17 protein-coding genes are annotated in these 16290 nt (G+C 74.6%); 6 read left to right on the top strand and 11 right to left on the bottom strand.

The features are described 5' to 3' along the window. The first annotated feature begins 33 nt into the window (after window positions 1-33). Entirely contained in the window at window positions 34-1182 is a 1149-nt protein-coding gene (locus ACIRVF_RS08530) for an ABC transporter ATP-binding protein (RefSeq protein WP_402815493.1), read from the top strand. 119 nt (window positions 1183-1301) lie between these two features. On the opposite strand, the gene ACIRVF_RS08535 is transcribed toward ACIRVF_RS08530, so the two are convergent. Together ACIRVF_RS08535 and ACIRVF_RS08540 are read right to left on the bottom strand one after the other, a co-directional pair. Then, complete coding sequence (locus tag ACIRVF_RS08535; protein WP_402815758.1) at window positions 1302-1913, bottom strand: response regulator; 612 nt, start codon at window positions 1911-1913, stop codon at window positions 1302-1304. 92 nt (window positions 1914-2005) lie between these two features. Continuing rightward, the gene (locus ACIRVF_RS08540) at window positions 2006-3235 is read right to left on the bottom strand and encodes a sensor histidine kinase (RefSeq protein WP_402815495.1); all 1230 of its coding nucleotides are present in this window, start codon (window positions 3233-3235) and stop codon (window positions 2006-2008) included. Window positions 3236-3476: 241 nt separating this feature from the next. Here ACIRVF_RS08540 and ACIRVF_RS08545 point away from each other — a divergent pair, with 241 nt between their 5' ends. Genes ACIRVF_RS08545 through ACIRVF_RS08555 form a run of 3 tightly spaced genes read left to right on the top strand, consistent with a single transcriptional unit; the run spans window position 3477 to window position 5901 of the window. Further along, entirely contained in the window at window positions 3477-4394 is a 918-nt protein-coding gene (locus ACIRVF_RS08545) for an ATP-binding cassette domain-containing protein (RefSeq protein ID WP_402815759.1), read from the top strand. Continuing rightward, window positions 4391-5131: a hypothetical protein gene (locus ACIRVF_RS08550; RefSeq protein ID WP_402815497.1), complete on the top strand. Its 741-nt coding sequence runs from the start codon at window positions 4391-4393 to the stop codon at window positions 5129-5131. Before ACIRVF_RS08545 ends, ACIRVF_RS08550 begins: the two co-directional genes overlap by 4 nt. 23 nt (window positions 5132-5154) lie before the next feature. Beyond that, on the top strand, window positions 5155-5901 hold the full coding sequence (locus ACIRVF_RS08555) for a hypothetical protein (RefSeq protein ID WP_402815499.1): 747 nt from the start codon (window positions 5155-5157) through the stop codon (window positions 5899-5901). A gap of 105 nt (window positions 5902-6006) precedes the next feature. Here ACIRVF_RS08555 and ACIRVF_RS08560 read toward each other — a convergent pair whose 3' ends face one another. From ACIRVF_RS08560 to ACIRVF_RS08570, 3 genes are all read right to left on the bottom strand, one after another. Beyond that, window positions 6007-6735, bottom strand: a complete 729-nt coding sequence (locus ACIRVF_RS08560) for an aminoacyl-tRNA hydrolase (RefSeq protein ID WP_402815501.1) — start codon at window positions 6733-6735, stop codon at window positions 6007-6009. A 136-nt stretch (window positions 6736-6871) separates the two neighbouring features. Next, complete coding sequence (locus ACIRVF_RS08565) at window positions 6872-7462, bottom strand: hypothetical protein (RefSeq protein ID WP_402815503.1); 591 nt, start codon at window positions 7460-7462, stop codon at window positions 6872-6874. A 69-nt stretch (window positions 7463-7531) separates the two neighbouring features. Continuing rightward, window positions 7532-8461, bottom strand: a complete 930-nt coding sequence (locus ACIRVF_RS08570) for a hypothetical protein (RefSeq protein ID WP_402815505.1) — start codon at window positions 8459-8461, stop codon at window positions 7532-7534. A 124-nt stretch (window positions 8462-8585) separates the two neighbouring features. Here ACIRVF_RS08570 and ACIRVF_RS08575 point away from each other — a divergent pair, with 124 nt between their 5' ends. Continuing rightward, complete coding sequence (locus tag ACIRVF_RS08575) at window positions 8586-8957, top strand: YbjQ family protein (protein ID WP_402815507.1); 372 nt, start codon at window positions 8586-8588, stop codon at window positions 8955-8957. 175 nt (window positions 8958-9132) lie between these two features. After that, on the top strand, window positions 9133-10260 hold the full coding sequence (locus ACIRVF_RS08580; RefSeq protein WP_402815509.1) for an NAD(P)-binding domain-containing protein: 1128 nt from the start codon (window positions 9133-9135) through the stop codon (window positions 10258-10260). Between the two features lie 176 nt (window positions 10261-10436). Here the strand turns inward: ACIRVF_RS08580 and paaE are convergent, their stop codons facing one another. The 6 genes from paaE to ACIRVF_RS08610 all read right to left on the bottom strand — a co-directional run bounded on the left by paaE (window position 10437) and on the right by ACIRVF_RS08610 (window position 16184). Then, complete coding sequence (gene paaE, locus ACIRVF_RS08585) at window positions 10437-11618, bottom strand: 1,2-phenylacetyl-CoA epoxidase subunit PaaE (RefSeq protein WP_402815511.1); 1182 nt, start codon at window positions 11616-11618, stop codon at window positions 10437-10439. A gap of 2 nt (window positions 11619-11620) precedes the next feature. Continuing rightward, window positions 11621-12115: a 1,2-phenylacetyl-CoA epoxidase subunit PaaD gene (gene paaD, locus ACIRVF_RS08590; protein ID WP_402815760.1), complete on the bottom strand. Its 495-nt coding sequence runs from the start codon at window positions 12113-12115 to the stop codon at window positions 11621-11623. A 170-nt stretch (window positions 12116-12285) separates the two neighbouring features. Then, entirely contained in the window at window positions 12286-13221 is a 936-nt protein-coding gene (gene paaC, locus ACIRVF_RS08595; RefSeq protein WP_402815513.1) for a 1,2-phenylacetyl-CoA epoxidase subunit PaaC, read from the bottom strand. Continuing rightward, window positions 13205-13498, bottom strand: coding sequence for a 1,2-phenylacetyl-CoA epoxidase subunit PaaB (gene paaB / locus ACIRVF_RS08600; RefSeq protein ID WP_030234269.1), 294 nt, complete (start codon window positions 13496-13498; stop codon window positions 13205-13207). Before paaB ends, paaC begins: the two co-directional genes overlap by 17 nt. 2 nt (window positions 13499-13500) lie before the next feature. Continuing rightward, window positions 13501-14499, bottom strand: coding sequence for a 1,2-phenylacetyl-CoA epoxidase subunit PaaA (gene paaA, locus ACIRVF_RS08605; protein ID WP_402815515.1), 999 nt, complete (start codon window positions 14497-14499; stop codon window positions 13501-13503). Between the two features lie 335 nt (window positions 14500-14834). Further along, on the bottom strand, window positions 14835-16184 hold the full coding sequence (locus ACIRVF_RS08610) for a M20 family metallopeptidase (RefSeq protein WP_402815517.1): 1350 nt from the start codon (window positions 16182-16184) through the stop codon (window positions 14835-14837). Window positions 16185-16290: the final 106 nt, after the last annotated feature.

Consider the following 16290-nt stretch of genomic DNA (forward strand, 5'->3'; position numbering starts at 1 on the left):
GATCCGGACCTCGTGACCCAGGATGCCGAGCCGATGAACCCCCCGCACCGTACGAGCCCCGCGACGTCGGGCACCGTGACCCCGGGCACCGCGACCCCGGGCACCGCGACCCCGGGCGCCACCGCCGGGCCCGCCCTCGACGCCCGCCTTCGGATCGACCGCGCCGCCTTCGCCCTCGACCTGGCGCTCACCGCCGCCTCCGGTGAGGTGGTCGCGCTGCTCGGCCCGAACGGCGCCGGCAAGTCCACCGCCCTGCGCGCCCTGGCCGGACTGCTCCCGCTCACCGGCGGCCACCTCCGGCTGGACGGCCAGGTCCTGGAGGATCCGGCCCGGCGCCTCCACACCCCCGCCGAACAGCGGCCGGTCGGCGTGGTGTTCCAGGACTACCTGCTCTTCCCGCACCTCAGTGCGCTCGACAACGTCGCCTTCGGCCCGCGTTGCCAGGGCCGCCCCAGGCGCGAGGCCAGGGCCGAGGCGGCGGCGTGGCTGGAGCGGATGGGCATGGCCGAGCACGCCTCGGTGCGCCCGGGCCGGCTCTCCGGTGGTCAGGCCCAGCGGGTGGCGCTCGCCCGGGCGCTGGCCGTCCGCCCCCGGCTGCTCCTGCTGGACGAGCCGCTGGCCGCCCTGGACGCCCGCACCCGGCTCGACGTACGGGCCCAACTGCGGCGCCATCTGGCCGAGTTCGAGGCCGTGGCAGTGCTGGTGACGCACGACCCGCTGGACGCGATGGTGCTGGCCGACCGGCTGGTGGTGATCGAGGACGGCCACGAGGTGCAGACCGGCAGCCCGGCGGAGGTCGCGCGCCGGCCGCGCACCGACTACATCGCCCGGCTGGTCGGCCTCAACCTGTACCGGGGCCGGGCCGAGGGCACCCGGGTGACCCTGCCGGACGGGACCGTCCTGACCACCGCCGAGGAACTGTCCGGACCGGCGTTCGTGGCCTTCCCGCCCTCCGCCGTCACCCTGTACCGGGAGCGGCCGCAGTCCAGCGCCCGCAACCTGTGGCAGGCCGAGGTCACCGGCCTCGACCTGCACGGCGACCAGGTGCGCGCCGAACTCTCCGGCGCCCTGCCGATGGCCGCCGACCTCACCCCGGCCGCCGTCGCCGAACTGGGGCTGGCACCGGGCTCGGCGGTCTGGGCCTCGGTCAAGGCCACCCAGACCCACGCCTACCCGGCCTGACCCGCCGACCCGCCCTCACCGCACCACGCCGCACGCCGCAAGCCGCAAGCCGCAAGCCGCACCCCACCGCCCGACGCGCCCGCCCGCTCCCACAACTGCTCCGGCGGCTACTCCTACGGCTACTCCGACGGCTCGACGAACCCCGACTCGTACGCGGCGATCACCGCCTGGGTGCGGTCCCGCGCGCCGAGCTTCGCCAGCACACTGCTGACGTGCGTCTTCACCGTCTGCACGCCGAGGACCAGCTGCCCGGCGATCTCCCCGTTGCTGAGCCCGCGCGCCATCAGCCGCAGCACCTCGGCCTCGCGGCCGGTCAGGGCCGCCCGGTCCAGGGCCGCGCGGGCGGCGGGATTGCCGTGCCCGACGGCCAGGCGGCGGATCGCGGACGGGAACAGCAGCGACTCACCGGCCGCCGCCAGCCGTACGGCGTGGGCGATCTCGGCCGGGCGGGAGCGCTTGAGCAGGAAGCCGTCGGCGCCCGCGCGCAGCGCCTGGTAGACGTAGTCGTCGTTCTCGAAGGTGGTGACGACCAGGATCCGCGGCGGCCGCTCCCCCGGCGCGCCGGGGCGCAGCAGTTCGCGGGTGGCGGCCAGGCCGTCCAGGACGGGCATCCGGACGTCCATCAGCACCACGTGCGGGCGCAGCGCGCGGGCCAGGGCCACCGCCTCCGCGCCGTCGGACGCCTCGCCGACCACCCGCAGGTCGCCCTGGGCCTCCAGGACGGCCCGCATCCCGGCCCGGACCAGTTCCTCGTCGTCGGCGAGCAGGATGTCGGTCACGCCCGTGCCGCCCGCCGTCCGGCCACCGCCTGCAAGATCGTTCGTCACGAGCCCAAGCGTAGGGGCAGCCGGACGTCGAGCACCCACTCCCCGTCCCCGTCGGCGGGCGACCCCGTCGACGGCCCGACGGGGTCGGCCCGCCCGGCCGAGGCCGCGCCGCCGAGCAGCACGGCGCGCTCGCGGATCCCGCGCAGCCCCTTGCCGCCCCTGCGTCCGGCGCCGCCCCGACCCGGCGCCGTCACCAGGCGGTTGGCGCAGCGTAGCTCCAACTGCCCGTCCCGGACGGCGATCTGGACGTCGACCGGCTGACCGGGCGCGTACTTGAGCGCGTTGGTGACGCCCTCCTGGACGATCCGGTAGGACTCGCGCGAAAGCACCCCGGGCAGCACTCCGGGCGGCACCTCGATGCTCGCCTCGACCGGGCTTCCGGCCGCGCGGACCGTTTCGAACAGCGCGGGCAGCTGGTCGATGCCGGGCTGCTCGGTGGCCACCACGTTCCGCGGCGCGCCTCCCGCCGAAGCGCCGGGCGCCGAAGCCCCACCCGCCGGGGTTTCGCGCAGGAGGACGAGGGTGCGTTCGAGGTCCTCCATCGCCTGCCGCCCGGTCTCCTCGATCACCTCCAACGCCTTGGCGACGAAGGCAGGGTCACCGACCTCGCGCGCCGCTCCTGCATGAAGGACCGTCACCGTCAGCGCATGGCCGATGGAGTCGTGCAGCTCCCGGGCCAACCGGTTGCGCTCCAGCAGCCGTTCGGCCCGCAGCTCCGCCTCCGCCAGCCGCTCCGCCGGGGACGGCCCCAGCAGCCTGACGGCCATGGCGAGTTGGAGGCGTCCCGCCCAGACCACCAGCCAGCCGTAGCCGAGTGCCGACACCGGCACGAGCGGGAGGTACCGGAGGGCGTGCGGACCGGTCAGCAGGTCGAAGACCGGGGCGAGGCCGAAGACCGTCGCGAAGCCGACCGCCGAACCGAGCACCACCCGCCCGATCAACCAGGCCGCCGTGCGGCGCCGATCGGCCCAGGTGCCGGAGGGTTCGACGCCGATGTCCTCCTCGCGGTCGGGCACCAGCAGCAGCCGGGCCTGCACACCCTCCGCACGCCGCATCGCCGGGATGAGGGCGACCAGTGCGAGCAGCACGACGTCCAGCGAAACGGCCCGCGTCAGGATCTCACCGAGGCCGGTCCGGTACGTCCCCGGGTAGATCATCAGGATGACGCCCGCGAAGATCCACCCGACCAGCAGGTGCAGCAGCCGGGCGTAACTGGCACCGGCCACCAGCGGCGCGAACATTGTGGTCGCTCGGCTCCGGATCCGGAGCGCGGTCATTCTTGGCACCGCCCCATCCTGCCAGCTCAGCGGGCGACTCCGGCTCCCCCGCGGGGCCGCCGTCGCCTCCCTCCCGGGAGGGAGGCCGGTCCCCGCTGCGGCGGGATCCGCCCAGCCGGTCCGCTCCGGTCGAATGGAACCACCGTCCGGAGCACGGACGGCGACCAGCTACCAGGAGGGGAAGGCGACCGTGATCGAGATCCAGGGCCTGACCAAGGAGTACGACGGCCGGCGGGTCGTCGACGACCTGTCGTTCGAGGTCCGGCCCGGCGTGGTGACCGGCTTCCTGGGGCCGAACGGCGCCGGGAAGAGCACCGCCATGCGGCTGGTCCTCGGCCTGGACCGCGCCACCGCCGGGCACGCCCTGGTCAACGGCCGCCCGTACGGCGAACTCGCCGACCCGTTGCGGCAGGTGGGCGCGCTGCTGGACGCCCAGGCCCTGCACGGCGGGCGGACGGCCCAGGGCCATCTGCGCTGGCTCGCCGCGAGCAACGGCCTGCCCGCGCGGCGGGTCGGCGAGGTGCTCGCCCAGGTCGGACTGGCGGAGGCCGCCGGGCGACGGATCCGGGGCTTCTCCCTCGGGATGCGCCAGCGCCTCGGGGTGGCCGCCGCGCTGCTCGGCGACCCGCCGGTACTGCTGCTGGACGAACCGGTCAACGGCCTGGACCCGGAGGGCATCCGCTGGATCCGCACCCTGCTGCGCGAACTGGCCACCGAGGGAAGGGCAGTGCTGGTCTCCTCCCACCTGATGACCGAAATGGCGCTCACCGCAGACCACTTGGTGGTGATCGGCCGCGGCCGCCTGCTCGCGGACGCCGCCACCTCCGAGTTCATCGACCGCCACGGCCGCACCAGGATCCGGGTCCGGGCGGTGGACGGCGGCAAGTTGGCCGCACTGCTCGGCGGGACCGGCCACGGCTTCGACGCCGTCGAGGCCGAGGGCGGCGCCTGGGAGGTGACCGGCGCCGAACCCGAGCGGATCGCCGCCCTGGCCGCCGAGCACGGCGTGGTGCTGTACGAGATCGCGGTCCAACAGGATTCACTGGAGGAGGCGTTCATGCGCATGACGGCGGACAGCGTCGAGTACCGCGCGGAGGCCGTCGCATGACTTCCGTGACGCAGGCCCTCCGTGCCGAGCGGGTGAAGCTCACCACCCTCCGCTCGCTGTGGGTCACACCGCTGCTCGCCGTGCTGCTCACCGCCGGGGCCACCACGGCCGTCGGCGCGGCACTCGGCGGCAAGGAGCACAGCATCACCGACGACCCCGGCGTCGGCGTCTTCTACGGGCTCAACTTCGGCCAGGCGGCCGTGGTCGCCTTCGGAGTCCTGCTGATCGGGCAGGAGTTCAACACCCGGATGATCGACGTCTCCCGCGCCGCCGTCCCCCGGCTCGGCCGGCTGTACGGCGCCAAGCTGGCGCTGGCCGCCCTGATCGGCCTCGGCGCGGGGGCGGTCGGCACGGCCGGCGCCTATGCCGGGTACGCGGCCACCGTCCCCGCCGACTGGCACGGTCCGGCCTTCGCCCGCGCGGCCACGGCCGGGGTGCTGTACCCGGCGTTCCTGGCGGTGTTCTGCCTCGGAATGACCGCGGTGTTCGGCAACCTCACCGCCACCATGGGCCTGTTGACCCCGACCGTCTTCCTGCTCTCCCCGCTGCTCGGCGGTGTGCCCGGCCTGCGCGAGGTGTTCCAGTTCCTCCCCGACCGGGCCGGCCAGTACGCGCTGCACTACGCCGACGACCCGCAGCTCGCGTACGGACACTGGACCGGACTGGCGATCATGGCGCTGTGGACGGCACTTGCCGCGTACGGCGGGCTGCGCGCGATGCAGCGGCGTACCAAGTGACTGCGAGCGGAAGAGAGTTGAGCGTGAGCATCGGCAACGCCCTGCGCGCCGAACGGATCAAGTTCACCACGCTGCCATCGCAGTGGGCGGCACCGCTGACCGCCGTGGCGCTGACCGTCGGCGTCACCGCGGCCGTCAACGCCGCTTATGGAGCGAAGGACCACACTCCCGGTGAGGACCCGGCCGGCGGGATCTACTACGGCCTGTTGTTCGGCCACGTCGCCCTGGCCTGCCTCGGGATCCTGTTGGTCGGGCAGGAGTTCAACACCCGGATGATCAGCACCTCGCTCACCGCCGTCCCCCGGCGCGGCCGGCTGTACGGCGCAAAGCTCGCGATCGGCGCCGGGCTGGGCCTGCTGGTGGGACTGCTCTCCACGGTCGGCTGCTTCCTCGCCGTCGAAGCCACCGTCGGCCTGGACTTCTCCACCCCGGGGCTGGCCCGCAGCTTCCTGGCCGGCGTGCTCTACCACCCGATGATGGTGCTGATCTGCCTCGGACTGACCGCGATGCTGGGCAACTTCAGCGCGGCGCTCGGCCTGCTCACCCCGATGGTGTTCCTCGGCACCACCTGGCTGGCCGCGATCCCCGGCGTCCGCGAGGTCGGCCAGTTCCTGCCCGACCGGGCCGGCCTGTACGCGATGCGCACCCAGACGGAGGCGGGGATCCACTACGGCCACTGGACGGGCCTGATGATCATGGCGCTCTGGACGACCGCGGCTGTGCTGGGGGGCCTCCGCGCGATGCGGCGCTACCAGGCCTCGGGCGAGTAGGAGGTAACAGATAACAGCGAACAGATGACAGATTTCGAAATCTGTCATCTGTTCGCTGTTATCTGTTACCTGTTCGCTGTTTGTCGTTCCGCGCCTGCTGCCCCGTCACCGCAGCGCCGGGTGCTCCGCGATCACCGTGCAGCTGCCCGGCGCGATCTCGGTGAAGCCCGCGTCCTGGACCACCGGCAGCCCGCTGCGTACCAGTTCCTCCCACGCCTCCGGCGCAGCCGTTCGGACCGCGAGTGCGAAGCCCGACTCCGCCCACTCCTTGCGCTGCGCCTCGTCCAGCCGCCACCAGGCGAGCTGCGCCGCGTGCCCGGTCTGGGCCATCGTCTTGCCCGCGCTCATCTCCAGCTCCGGGTTCAGCCACAACACCGGCACCCCCGGCTCGGGCGCGCCGACCTCGGCGTTCTCCTCCAGATCCGTCCCGGAGACCTGCAGTTTGGCCAGTTCCTTCGGCCAGCCGTCCAGCGGGATCGGCGGGAACACCCGCACCTCCGCCTCCCGCCCCCGCACGGTGATGCCGGGCAGCTCCCCGGCCCGGCGCCACTCCCCGCCCCGGGCCCGTCGGACGACCTTGCGGATCCGGGCATCCTCCCAGGCCGCGACCCGCTCCGCCCACTCGCCGTCCACCTCGGTCACCCGGGGGTCGGCGAGCAGCGTCAGCACCGCCCGCGCCGAGGTCTCCAGCGCGTCCGTCCGCCCCGGCGGCGTCGCCCGCTCCACCCGGACGACCAACGGCAGCACGTACTGGGGCAGTGCGTCGCGGTCCGCGGAGTCGGGTACGTCGTCGGAGGCGGGAACGGCGGCCGGGGCATCGAACGGAGAAGTCACCCGTCCAGCATGCCAGCCCCGCCCCCACCGCCCCGGCCCGCCCCCGGCCCACCGCCCCGGCCCGATCCGGCCCGCCCCCGGCCCGATCCGGCCCAGTCCGAAATGCCCCAGCGACCGCGCCGCCCCGAGGGCCGAATCAGCGCAGCCGCTGCCGCAGCTCGTCCACCGCCGCCCGGATCCCCGCGCTGTACGCGTCCTCCGGCAGCGCGTCCAGGCTCCGCACCGCCCGTTCGAGCTGCTCGCGCGCGAGGTCGGGCTCGCCGAGCTTGAGGTGGTCGGAGGCCAGGTTGAGGTGCAGCGAGGGGTAGAACGCCCGGACCTGGAGGGCGGACTCGTACGTCGCGGCCCGCTCGGCGGTCAGAGAGTCGGCCGCCGCGAGGGCCCGCCGGTCCCACTCCAACTCGGCCCGGGGGTCGTCCTGGAGGTCGGCCAGATAGTGCGCCAGGACACAGCGGTGGAAGACGTCCCGTTCCCCCAGTTCCTCCCACAGGGCCTCGAAGCTGGCCCGCGCCTCGGCGGTCCGCCCGAGTTGCGCCGCGAGTACGCCGTCCAGCCCGAGCGCGATCCGACCCAGCGCCGGCTCCTCCGCACCGGACTGCTCCGCACCGGACTGCTCCGGGCCGGCGGAATCGGGCCCGGCGCCTCCTGGCCTCCCCGGCCCCGGCCCCGGCCCCGGCCCCGCCGACTCCCCCGAGGGCACACCTCTCATACCAGACACATCGGACATGCCCCGCAGCCTAGCCGCCCGCCCACCGCCCCGCCCGGACCGCGAGCCGCAGGAGGGCCCGACGTCCGCTCAGCGACGGTACCCGCGCTGCGGGTCCCGCTCCTCCGCGTCCTCGTACATCAGGAACCACCCCTCGGGATGCGTGGCCGCCAGCAGCAGTTCGGTGCGCTGCTCCGCGCCGAGCTCCGGGTCCCCGTCGTCCGGCCCGTACACGCCGAACAGTTCGTCGTGGCAGCCGTCCCAGTCGTAGTCGTACAGGTCGGCCGGAAGGTCGCCCATCATGTCGGCCACCGACTCGGGCTGGGAGCCGAGCAGCGTCCGGGCGTCCACCAGCGCCATCCGCAGCGCGAGCTCCTCGGCGAGGCAGCGCGGCAGCGGCCACTCGCCGAGGGCGAGGTCGTCGGCGAGGTCGTCGAAGGTGCGGGCCATCGCGCGCCGCCAGCCCCGGTGGAGCCGCCAAGTGCGTTGGGGCAGCCTGGCGAAGACCGTCCAGTCCACGTCCTCTCCGTCCACGACCGGATCGTCCCCGTGCTCGTCGAGGTCGTCGTAGGCAGCGTCGGCCAGGCCGAGCAGCTGGGCGTGGAGCAGGCAGGCGGTGCGCGGCGTGAGGGTCCAGTCCGCGCCCGCGCCGCCGTCCTCGTCCTCGCCGTCCAGCGGGAACAGGTCGGCGAAGTCCGGCGTGAAGTCCTCGGTGACACTGATCTCCAGCGTGCCGCCGATCGCCTCGACGCCGGGGATCGCGGCGACCAGCCGGTCGGGGTGCAGCAGCGCGCCGAGCGCCGCGTTGGCGTCCTCGGCGACCTCGCGCAGCAGTTCGCGGCGCTGGCCGGCCGGGTCGATGCCCTCGAAGTCCAGTTCCTCGACGGCCCTGATCGCGGCCGCGCGCAGCGCCGGCCAGTCGGTGATCCGCAGGCCCAGCACCACGGTCGCCTCGATCTCCGGCGCGCCGGAGTACTCCGCCGCGCCCGGCCCCTGCGGATGATCGCTTCGCTCGCCCATGGGGCTACGGTACGGCTTTTCCGCCGCCCGATCACCGGTCTGAACCAGCTTCCGGAGACCTTCTCGGCCACCTCCCCGCCGCGCCTCTGTCACTCGGACGCACCACCCCGGCAGGATGGGCCGCATGGCTGACATCAACGAGTTCGGCGGCGGGCAGGGCCCGAACGCCGACGTCCTGGTCGTGACCACCAACGACGTCCCCGGTTTCCGGGTCGACCACGTGATCGGCGAGGTCTTCGGACTGACCGTCCGCAGCCGGCACATCGGCAGCCAGGTCGGTGCCGGGCTGAAGTCCTTGATCGGCGGCGAGCTGCGCGGCCTGACGAAGACCCTGGTCGAGAGCCGCAACGAGGCCATGCAGCGGCTGATCGAGCAGGCCAAGGCGCGCGGCGGCAACGCCGTCCTGATGATGCGCTTCGACGTGACCGCGGCGGCGGACGTCGGCACCGAGGTGTGCGCGTACGGCACCGCCGCGGTGATCTCCCCGATCGGCTGAGGCCCACCGCCCCGCTCCCGCCGCCGGCTCCCACCGCCCCGCTCCCGCCGCCGGCTCCCACCGCCCGCCGCCCCCTCCCGCCGCCGGGGACAGCCGCCCGCCCGGCACCGCCGCCGGCCGCCGGCTCCCACCGCCCGCCGGGGAACAGCCGCCCGACCCCCGATGTTTCACGGGCGTGACTGTTTACGGTGCAACCAACGAGGCTGGACAGCGGCGCGTGGACGTCCTGGTGGTGGGCGCCGGGCAGGCGGGGCTGTCCGCCGCCTACCACCTCCGCCGCCGCGGCTTCGCCCCCTACCGGGAGGGTGTCGACGGCGGTTTCGTCGTCCTCGACGCCAACGCCACCCCCGGCGGCGCCTGGGCGCACCGCTCGCCGTCCCTGCGGATGGCCACCGTGCACGGCTTCCACGACCTCCCGGACGCCGAGCTCCCGGCACCCGACCCCGAGGCCCGCGCGCGCGAGGTGGTGCCGGGGTACTTCACGGCGTACGAGGCCCGGCACGCCCTCCCGGTCGTGCGCCCGGTCGCGGTTCGCGCCGTGCGCGCCGAGTCCGAGCGCCCCGACTCCCGGCTGCTGGTCGAGACCGACCGCGGCACCTGGTCCGCCCGCGCGCTGATCAACGCCACCGGCACCTGGACCCGCCCCTTCCTCCCGCACTACCCGGGCCACTTCGCGGGCCGCCAGCTGCACTACGCCGAGTACCGCGGCCCCGAGGAGTTCGCCGGGAAGCGCGTGCTGGTGGTGGGCGGCGGCGCCTCGGCGATCCAGGTGCTGTCGGAGGTCGCGGCGGTCGGCGAGACGATCTGGGTCACCCGCTCCGAACCCGTCTACCACGAGGGTCCGTTCACCCCCGAGTACGGTCGCGCGGTGGTCGCCAAGGTCGAGGAGCGGGTCCGTCAGGGGCTGCCGGTACGCAGCGTGGTGAGCGTGACCGGCCTCGGCCCCTCCGTCGCCTACCGCCGGGCACGGGAGTTGGGCGCGCTGCACCGCCGGCCGATGTTCGACCGGCTCACCGAGCACGGGGTGGCCTGGGGCGACGAGGAGTCGGCGGTGGACGCGATCGTCTGGGCGACCGGTTTCCGTCCCGAGGTCGGCCACCTCGCCCCGCTCGGCCTGCGCTCCCCCGGCGGCGGCATCGCGCTCACCGGCACCCGTGCCACCGCCGACCCGCGCGTCCACCTGGTCGGCTACGGCCCGTCCGCCAGCACCATCGGCGCCAACCGGGCCGGACGCGCCGCCGTCAACGATCTGGTCAAGCTGCTCGGGGACCCGGCCGAGCAGCCCGCCCCGGCCACGGTCTGACCGTCGGCGCCGGCCCGACCCACCGGAGCGGGAACGACCCGCTTCCGGCAGTCGCACCGGCTGGTCCGGCATCGCGGACGTCGGCGCCGCCCGCCGGGCTGCTCGGGCGGGAGCCGGCGACGTTCACGGACTTCTCAGCCGTCCGCCCACCGCACCGCCCGGCGGATGAAGGCCGCTCAGCGGTCGTAGTCCACGGTGACCCGGTCGGTGAGCGGGCGGGCCTGGCAGGTGAGGACGTAGCCGGCCGCCAGCTCCTTCTCCTCCAGGGCGAAGTTGCGGCGCATCTCCACCTCGCCCTCGGTGACCAGGGCCCGGCAGGTGCCGCAGACGCCGCCCTTGCAGGCGAACGGCAGGTCGGGCCGGGAGCGCTGGGCGCCGTCCAGGATCGAGCGGTCGCGCGGGAGGGTGAGGGTGCTGCCGCGCCCGTCGAGGACGACGGTCACCTCGCTGCGCTCGCCGGTCGCGCCCTCGGCGGCGCTGTCCGCGCGGTCCGTACGGTCCCAGTCCTCGTCGCGCTCGGCGAGCGGCTCGTCCTCGGCGTGGAACAGCTCCTGGTGCACCCGCTCTGCCGGCACCTCCAGTTCGGCGAGCAGCTCCTTCGCCCCGGCGACCATGCCGAACGGGCCGCAGAGCCACCAGTGGCCGACGCCGCCGACGTCCACCAGGGCCGTCAGCAGCGCCCGGACCCGCTCCGGGTCCAGCCGTCCGCTGAGCAGTTCGGCGTCCCTGGTCTCCCGGGAGAGCACGTGCACCAGCTGGAACCGGCCGAGGTAGCGGTCCTTCAGGTCGGCCAGCTCGTCCGCGAACATCACGGTGTCGCTGCGCCGGTTGCCGTAGAGCAGGGTGACGGTGGACCGGCGGTCGGCGGCCAGCACCGAGGCGGCGATCGACAGCATCGGGGTGATGCCGGAACCGGCCGCGAGCAGCACGTGGTCGGCGGAGACGCCGAGTTCGGGGGTGAACAGGCCGGACGGGGTCAGCACCTCGACCTCCTCGCCGGGCCGGGCCTCGCGCACCAGCCAGCGCGAGAACAGCCCGCCGGGCACCTCGCGGACGGCGATCCGCAGCGGCCCGCCGACGGGGGCGCAGATCGAGTACGAGCGGCGCTCGTCGGCGCCATCCACCACCTTGCGCAGGGTCAGGGTCTGCCCCGGCCGGAACGCGTAGGCGGCCGCCAGACCGTCCGGCACCGCGAAGGTCACCGCCACGGCGTCCTCGCACAGCCGCTCCACCCGCTCGATCCGCAGCGAGTGGAAGGTCGGACGCCGGGCCGGGCGGACGGCCTCCGTGGAAACCGCGGGATCGGCGGACGCCGTGGCATCCGTGGCTGCGGCGGGTGCGGGCGAGGCGGCGGGCATTCTCAGATCTCCTTGACGCGTTCGAACGGCTCACGACAGGCGCGGCAGCGCCAGAGCGCCTTGCAGGCGGTGGAGCCGAAGCGGGACAGCTCCTCGGTGTCGGTGCCGCCGCAGTGCGGGCAGGGCACGGGGGCAGCGGCTCCCGTGCGGGTGGGGCCGAGGGTGAGCGGAACGGGCCCGAGCGGAACGGGCCCGAGCGGCACGCGCCCCGGTCCGGGCGCCACGGCCGAGGTCGGGCGCGGCGGGGCGATGCCCGCCTCGGCGAGCTTGCGGCGGCCCTCGGCGGTGATCAGGTCGGTGGACCACGGCGGGTCCAGCCGCAGCCGCACCCGTACGTCCGGGTACCCGGCGGCGCGCAGCCGGCGGTCGACGTCGGCGGCCATCTCGGCGACGGCCGGGCAGCCGGAGTAGGTCGGGGTCAGCCAGGCGGTCACCGCGCCGCTGCCGCCGTCCACCTCGACCGCGGCCAGTACGCCCAGGTCGGCCAGGGTGAGCATCGGCAGCTCCGGATCCGGGACGGCCGCGGCTACCGACCAGGCCAGGTCGCGGGCACTGCCGGTGGAGCCGGCCGTCCCGGTCGAGCCCACGGTCCCGGTCGAGCCGACGGTCCCGGTGGTCGCCGGAGAGCCCATGATCCCGGCGGTGCCGACCGTCCCGGCCGTGCCGGTCACCACGTCGCCCCCGGGTGTGCGCGGGCCACCACCTGCAACTCGGCGAGCAGCGGGCCGAGCGCCTCGGTGTGCACCCCGTCCCGGCCGGCCCGGCCCAGCACGGTGGCCAGCGGCGGGACGTCCGGCACGGTCAGCCCGGCCTCGGCGATCACGGCGGCCAGCTCGCGCAGCACCGGCTCGCGCAGTGGCGCCGGGTCGACGCCGGCCCGCAGTTCCACCGGGTGCGCGGTGAACAGCTCCTCCAGCAGCGGCCAGACCGCGTCCAGCCCGGCCTGCATCCGCTCCGCCGAGTACGGCGTGCCGTCGCCGAGCCGCAGCGTCCAGGCGGTGGCGTACTCGCGGTGGTACGCCAGCTCCTTGACGCCCCGGGCGGCGACCGCGGCCACCACCGGGTCGGGGTGCGAGCCCAGCGCCTCGTACAGCGCGCCGCGGGCGGTGGAGAACAGCAGCAGCCGGGCGATCGAGTACGCGAAGTCGCCGTTCGGGGTCTCCACCAGCCGGACGTTGCGGAACTGGTGCTCCTCCCGCCAGTACGCCAGGTCGTCCTCGGTGCGGCCGGAGCCGTCCGCCTGGCCGGCCCGGGTGAGCAGCAGCCGGGCCTGGCCGAGCAGGTCGAGGCCGAGGTTGGCGAGCGCGACCTCCTCCTCCAGCTCGGGCGCCCGGGTGCACCACTCGATCAGCCGCTGCGCGAGGATCAGCGCGTCGTCGCCGAGCATCTGGCAGTAGGCGGCGAGGTCGTCGCCGTCCAGGCCGGCGGGCAGGGCGGTGTCCACGCCGAGCAACGGGTCGGCGAAGCCCGTCCCGTACGCCCAGCGGCCCTCGCCCTCGGGGCCGGGGGTGGCTCCGGCGAGGCTGAGGTAGACGTGGTCGTCCTCGGTGGTGGACGTGGTGTGGTCGTGCACGGTGGCTCCCCCGTCAGATGTGCGGGACATCCTCGGGGATGTCGTAGAAGGTCGGGTGGCGGTAGACCTTGTCACCGCTGGGCTCGAAGAACGGGTCGCGCTCGTCCGGGGTGGAGGCGGTGATCGCGTCCGAGCGGACCACCCAGAGGCTGACGCCCTCGTTGCGGCGGGTGTACAGGTCGCGGGCGGCGAGCAGGGCCATCCGGTCGTCGGAGGCGTGCAGCGAGCCGACGTGCACGTGGTTCAGGCCGCGCCGGGGGCGGACGAACACCTCGTACAGCGGCCAGCCGGCCTTGGACTCGGTCACGTTCAGTTCTCCTGTTCGGGGGTCGGCCGCTCGGCGGGTGCGGCTTGTTCGGCGGCGCGCTTGGCGGCGTAGGCGACGGCCGCCTCGCGCACCCAGGCGCCGTCCTCGTGCGCGGCCCGGCGGCGGTCGACCCGCTGGGCGTTGCACGGGCCCTGGCCTTGGATGACCCTGGTCAGCTCGGACCAGTCGGGCTCGCCGAAGTCCCAGCCGCCGCGCTCCTCGTTCCAGCGCAGCTCGGGGTCGGGGAGGGTGACGCCCAGGTGCTCGGCCTGCGGGACGGTCATGTCGACGAAGCGCTGGCGGAGCTCGTCGTTGGTGTGGCGCTTGATCCGCCAGGCCATCGAGCGGGCGGTGTTCGGCGATTCGGCGTCCGAGGGACCGAACATCATCAGCGACGGCCACCACCAGCGGTCGACCGCGTCCTGGACCATCCGGCGCTGGGACTCGGTGCCGCGCATCAGGGTCATCAGGAGCTCGTAGCCCTGGCGCTGGTGGAAGGACTCCTCCTTGCAGATCCGCACCATCGCGCGGGCGTACGGGCCGTAGCTGCAGCGGCAGAGCGGGACCTGGTTGCAGATCGCGGCGCCGTCCACCAGCCAGCCGATCACGCCGACGTCGGCGAAGGTGAGGGTGGGGTAGTTGAAGATCGAGGAGTACTTCTGGCGGCCGCTGATCAGCTTCTCGGTGAGTTCGGCCCGGTCGACGCCGAGGGTCTCGGCGGCCGCGTACAGGTAGAGGCCGTGGCCCGCCTCGTCCTGGGCCTTGGCCAGCAGGATGGCCTTGCGACGCAGCGAGGGGGCCCGGGTGAGCCAGTTGCCCTCGGGCTGCATGCCGATGATCTCGGAGTGGGCGTGCTGGGCGATCTGGCGGATCAGGGTGGCCCGGTAGGCGTCGGGCATCCAGTCCCTGGGCTCGATCCGCTGCTCGGCGGCGATCACCGCGTCGAACCGGTCCTCCGGCGTCTGCGCCGGGACCGCCTCGGCCACCTCTGCTGTCACCACGGTCCCCTCTCGTGTCCCTGCTCTGGCTCCCTGCGCCGGCTCGGCGCACCGACTCAGTGCACCGACTCCGTGCACTGGCGCCGGGGCGCCAACCGACTGACCGTTCGGTCGGTACCATTCTGCGCGGCGGGACGGAGGGATGGCAAGGGAGTGGGGAAACGGATAACAGCTGACAGAAACTGAAATCTGTCAGCTGTTATCCGTCATCTGTTATCTGTTCGCTGTCTTCTGTCCACTGCCTTGCGCTTCCTGCTTCCTGCCTCCCGCCTCCTGTCGCCTGTCAGCCGCCGGCCGTCAGCCCGCGTCCGCCGGCCACCCTCAGCCGGCCGCCCGGCTCACCCCTCCCCGCGGTCCCGCAGCCGGGGCAGCGGAACGGCCAGCAGCGCCGCCAGCAGGGCGATCCGCGGAGCGAGCTGGTCCAGCCGGATGTACTCGTGCCGGGCGTGCGCACCGGCGCCCACCGCGCCGAAGCCGTCCAGCGTAGGCAGACCGCGCGACCCCGGCAGATTGGTGTCCCCGGCCCCGCCCGCCGGGGCGCCGTCCACCTGCTGCCCGAGCACCGCCGCGAGCGAACGCACGTGCCGCAGCAGCGGGTTACCGGTCCGCTCGGGCCAGGCCGGACGACTGGACAGCACCTCCGTACGCACCCGGGCGCCCGGGCGCAGCGCCGTCAGCCGCGCGAGGTTGTCGAGCGTTCGACGCTGGGCCTCGACGGTGGAGAACCGCAGGCCGAGTTCGGCCTCGGCCCGTCCGGCGACCACGTTGGCCCGCGAACCCCCGTTGATCCGACCGGCGTTGAGTTCCGTACCGGGCTGGCCGGCGAGGCCGCGGACGAGCACCAGCTGGTCGACGAGCTCGTCCACCGCCGACACCCCGTCGTGGGCGTCGTTGCCCGCATGGGCCTCCCGACCGGTGACGGTGAGGCGCACCCGGGTACTGCCGCGCCGCGCGGTCTTCAGCCGCCCGTCCGGATGCGGTGGCTCCAGCCCCAGGACGGCAGCCGCGCCGCGCAGTTGGCGCTCGACCAGGCTCCGCCCGTCCGGACTGCCGACCTCCTCGTCGGACACCACGACCAGCCGCACGGTGCGGTGCGGCCGCTCCCCCAGGTCCGCGAGCAGCGCCAACGCGCCCTCCAGGACCGCGAGTCCACCCTTCATGTCGACCACTCCGGGCCCGGTGAGCCGCCCGTCCTGCTCGGTCACCGGCCAGTCCGCCAGAGTGCCGGCCGGCCAGACGGTGTCGTGGTGGCCGACGACCAGCAGGTGCGGCAGGGACTCGTCCCGCCCCTGCCACTCGATCACCAGGTGGTCACCGGCCGGACCGGGCTCACGGCGGGCGATGGCCCCGGTGGCGCGGAACCCGGCGGCCAACTCCTCAGCGAGCGCGTCGAGTCGGGGAGCGTCGCCACTCGGCGACTCCATCCGGGCCAGGTCCGCGCAGCGCCGCCGGACGGCACCCGCGAGGGTACGGGCCCGGGCGCTGAGCGCCTGCGGCAGTCCGGGCAGCGCGGCGGTGGTACCGGAGGCGACGGCGCCCGCGACAGGAGTGGCAGCCGGACCCGCCGCAGGACCGGCAGCGGCGGCCGGGACCTCGCCGTCGGCGGCGGCCGGGACCGCCACGGGTACGCGGTCGGGCTCCGCGGCAGCACCCGGCGCGGCCGGCGGCCCGACGATCTGGGGACTCAACGCTCGCCTCCGCGGCCGCAGCCGGTATTCAGCGGCCGGACCGGCCGACCGCTCCCGCCCGGGTACCAGGCCCGGCCGGAGCGCACCGGCCGGCCCGGAGGCCGGA

The sequence above is a fragment of the Kitasatospora sp. NPDC101157 genome (genome assembly GCF_044768255.1).
Taxonomy (GTDB): Bacteria; Actinomycetota; Actinomycetes; order Streptomycetales; family Streptomycetaceae; genus Kitasatospora.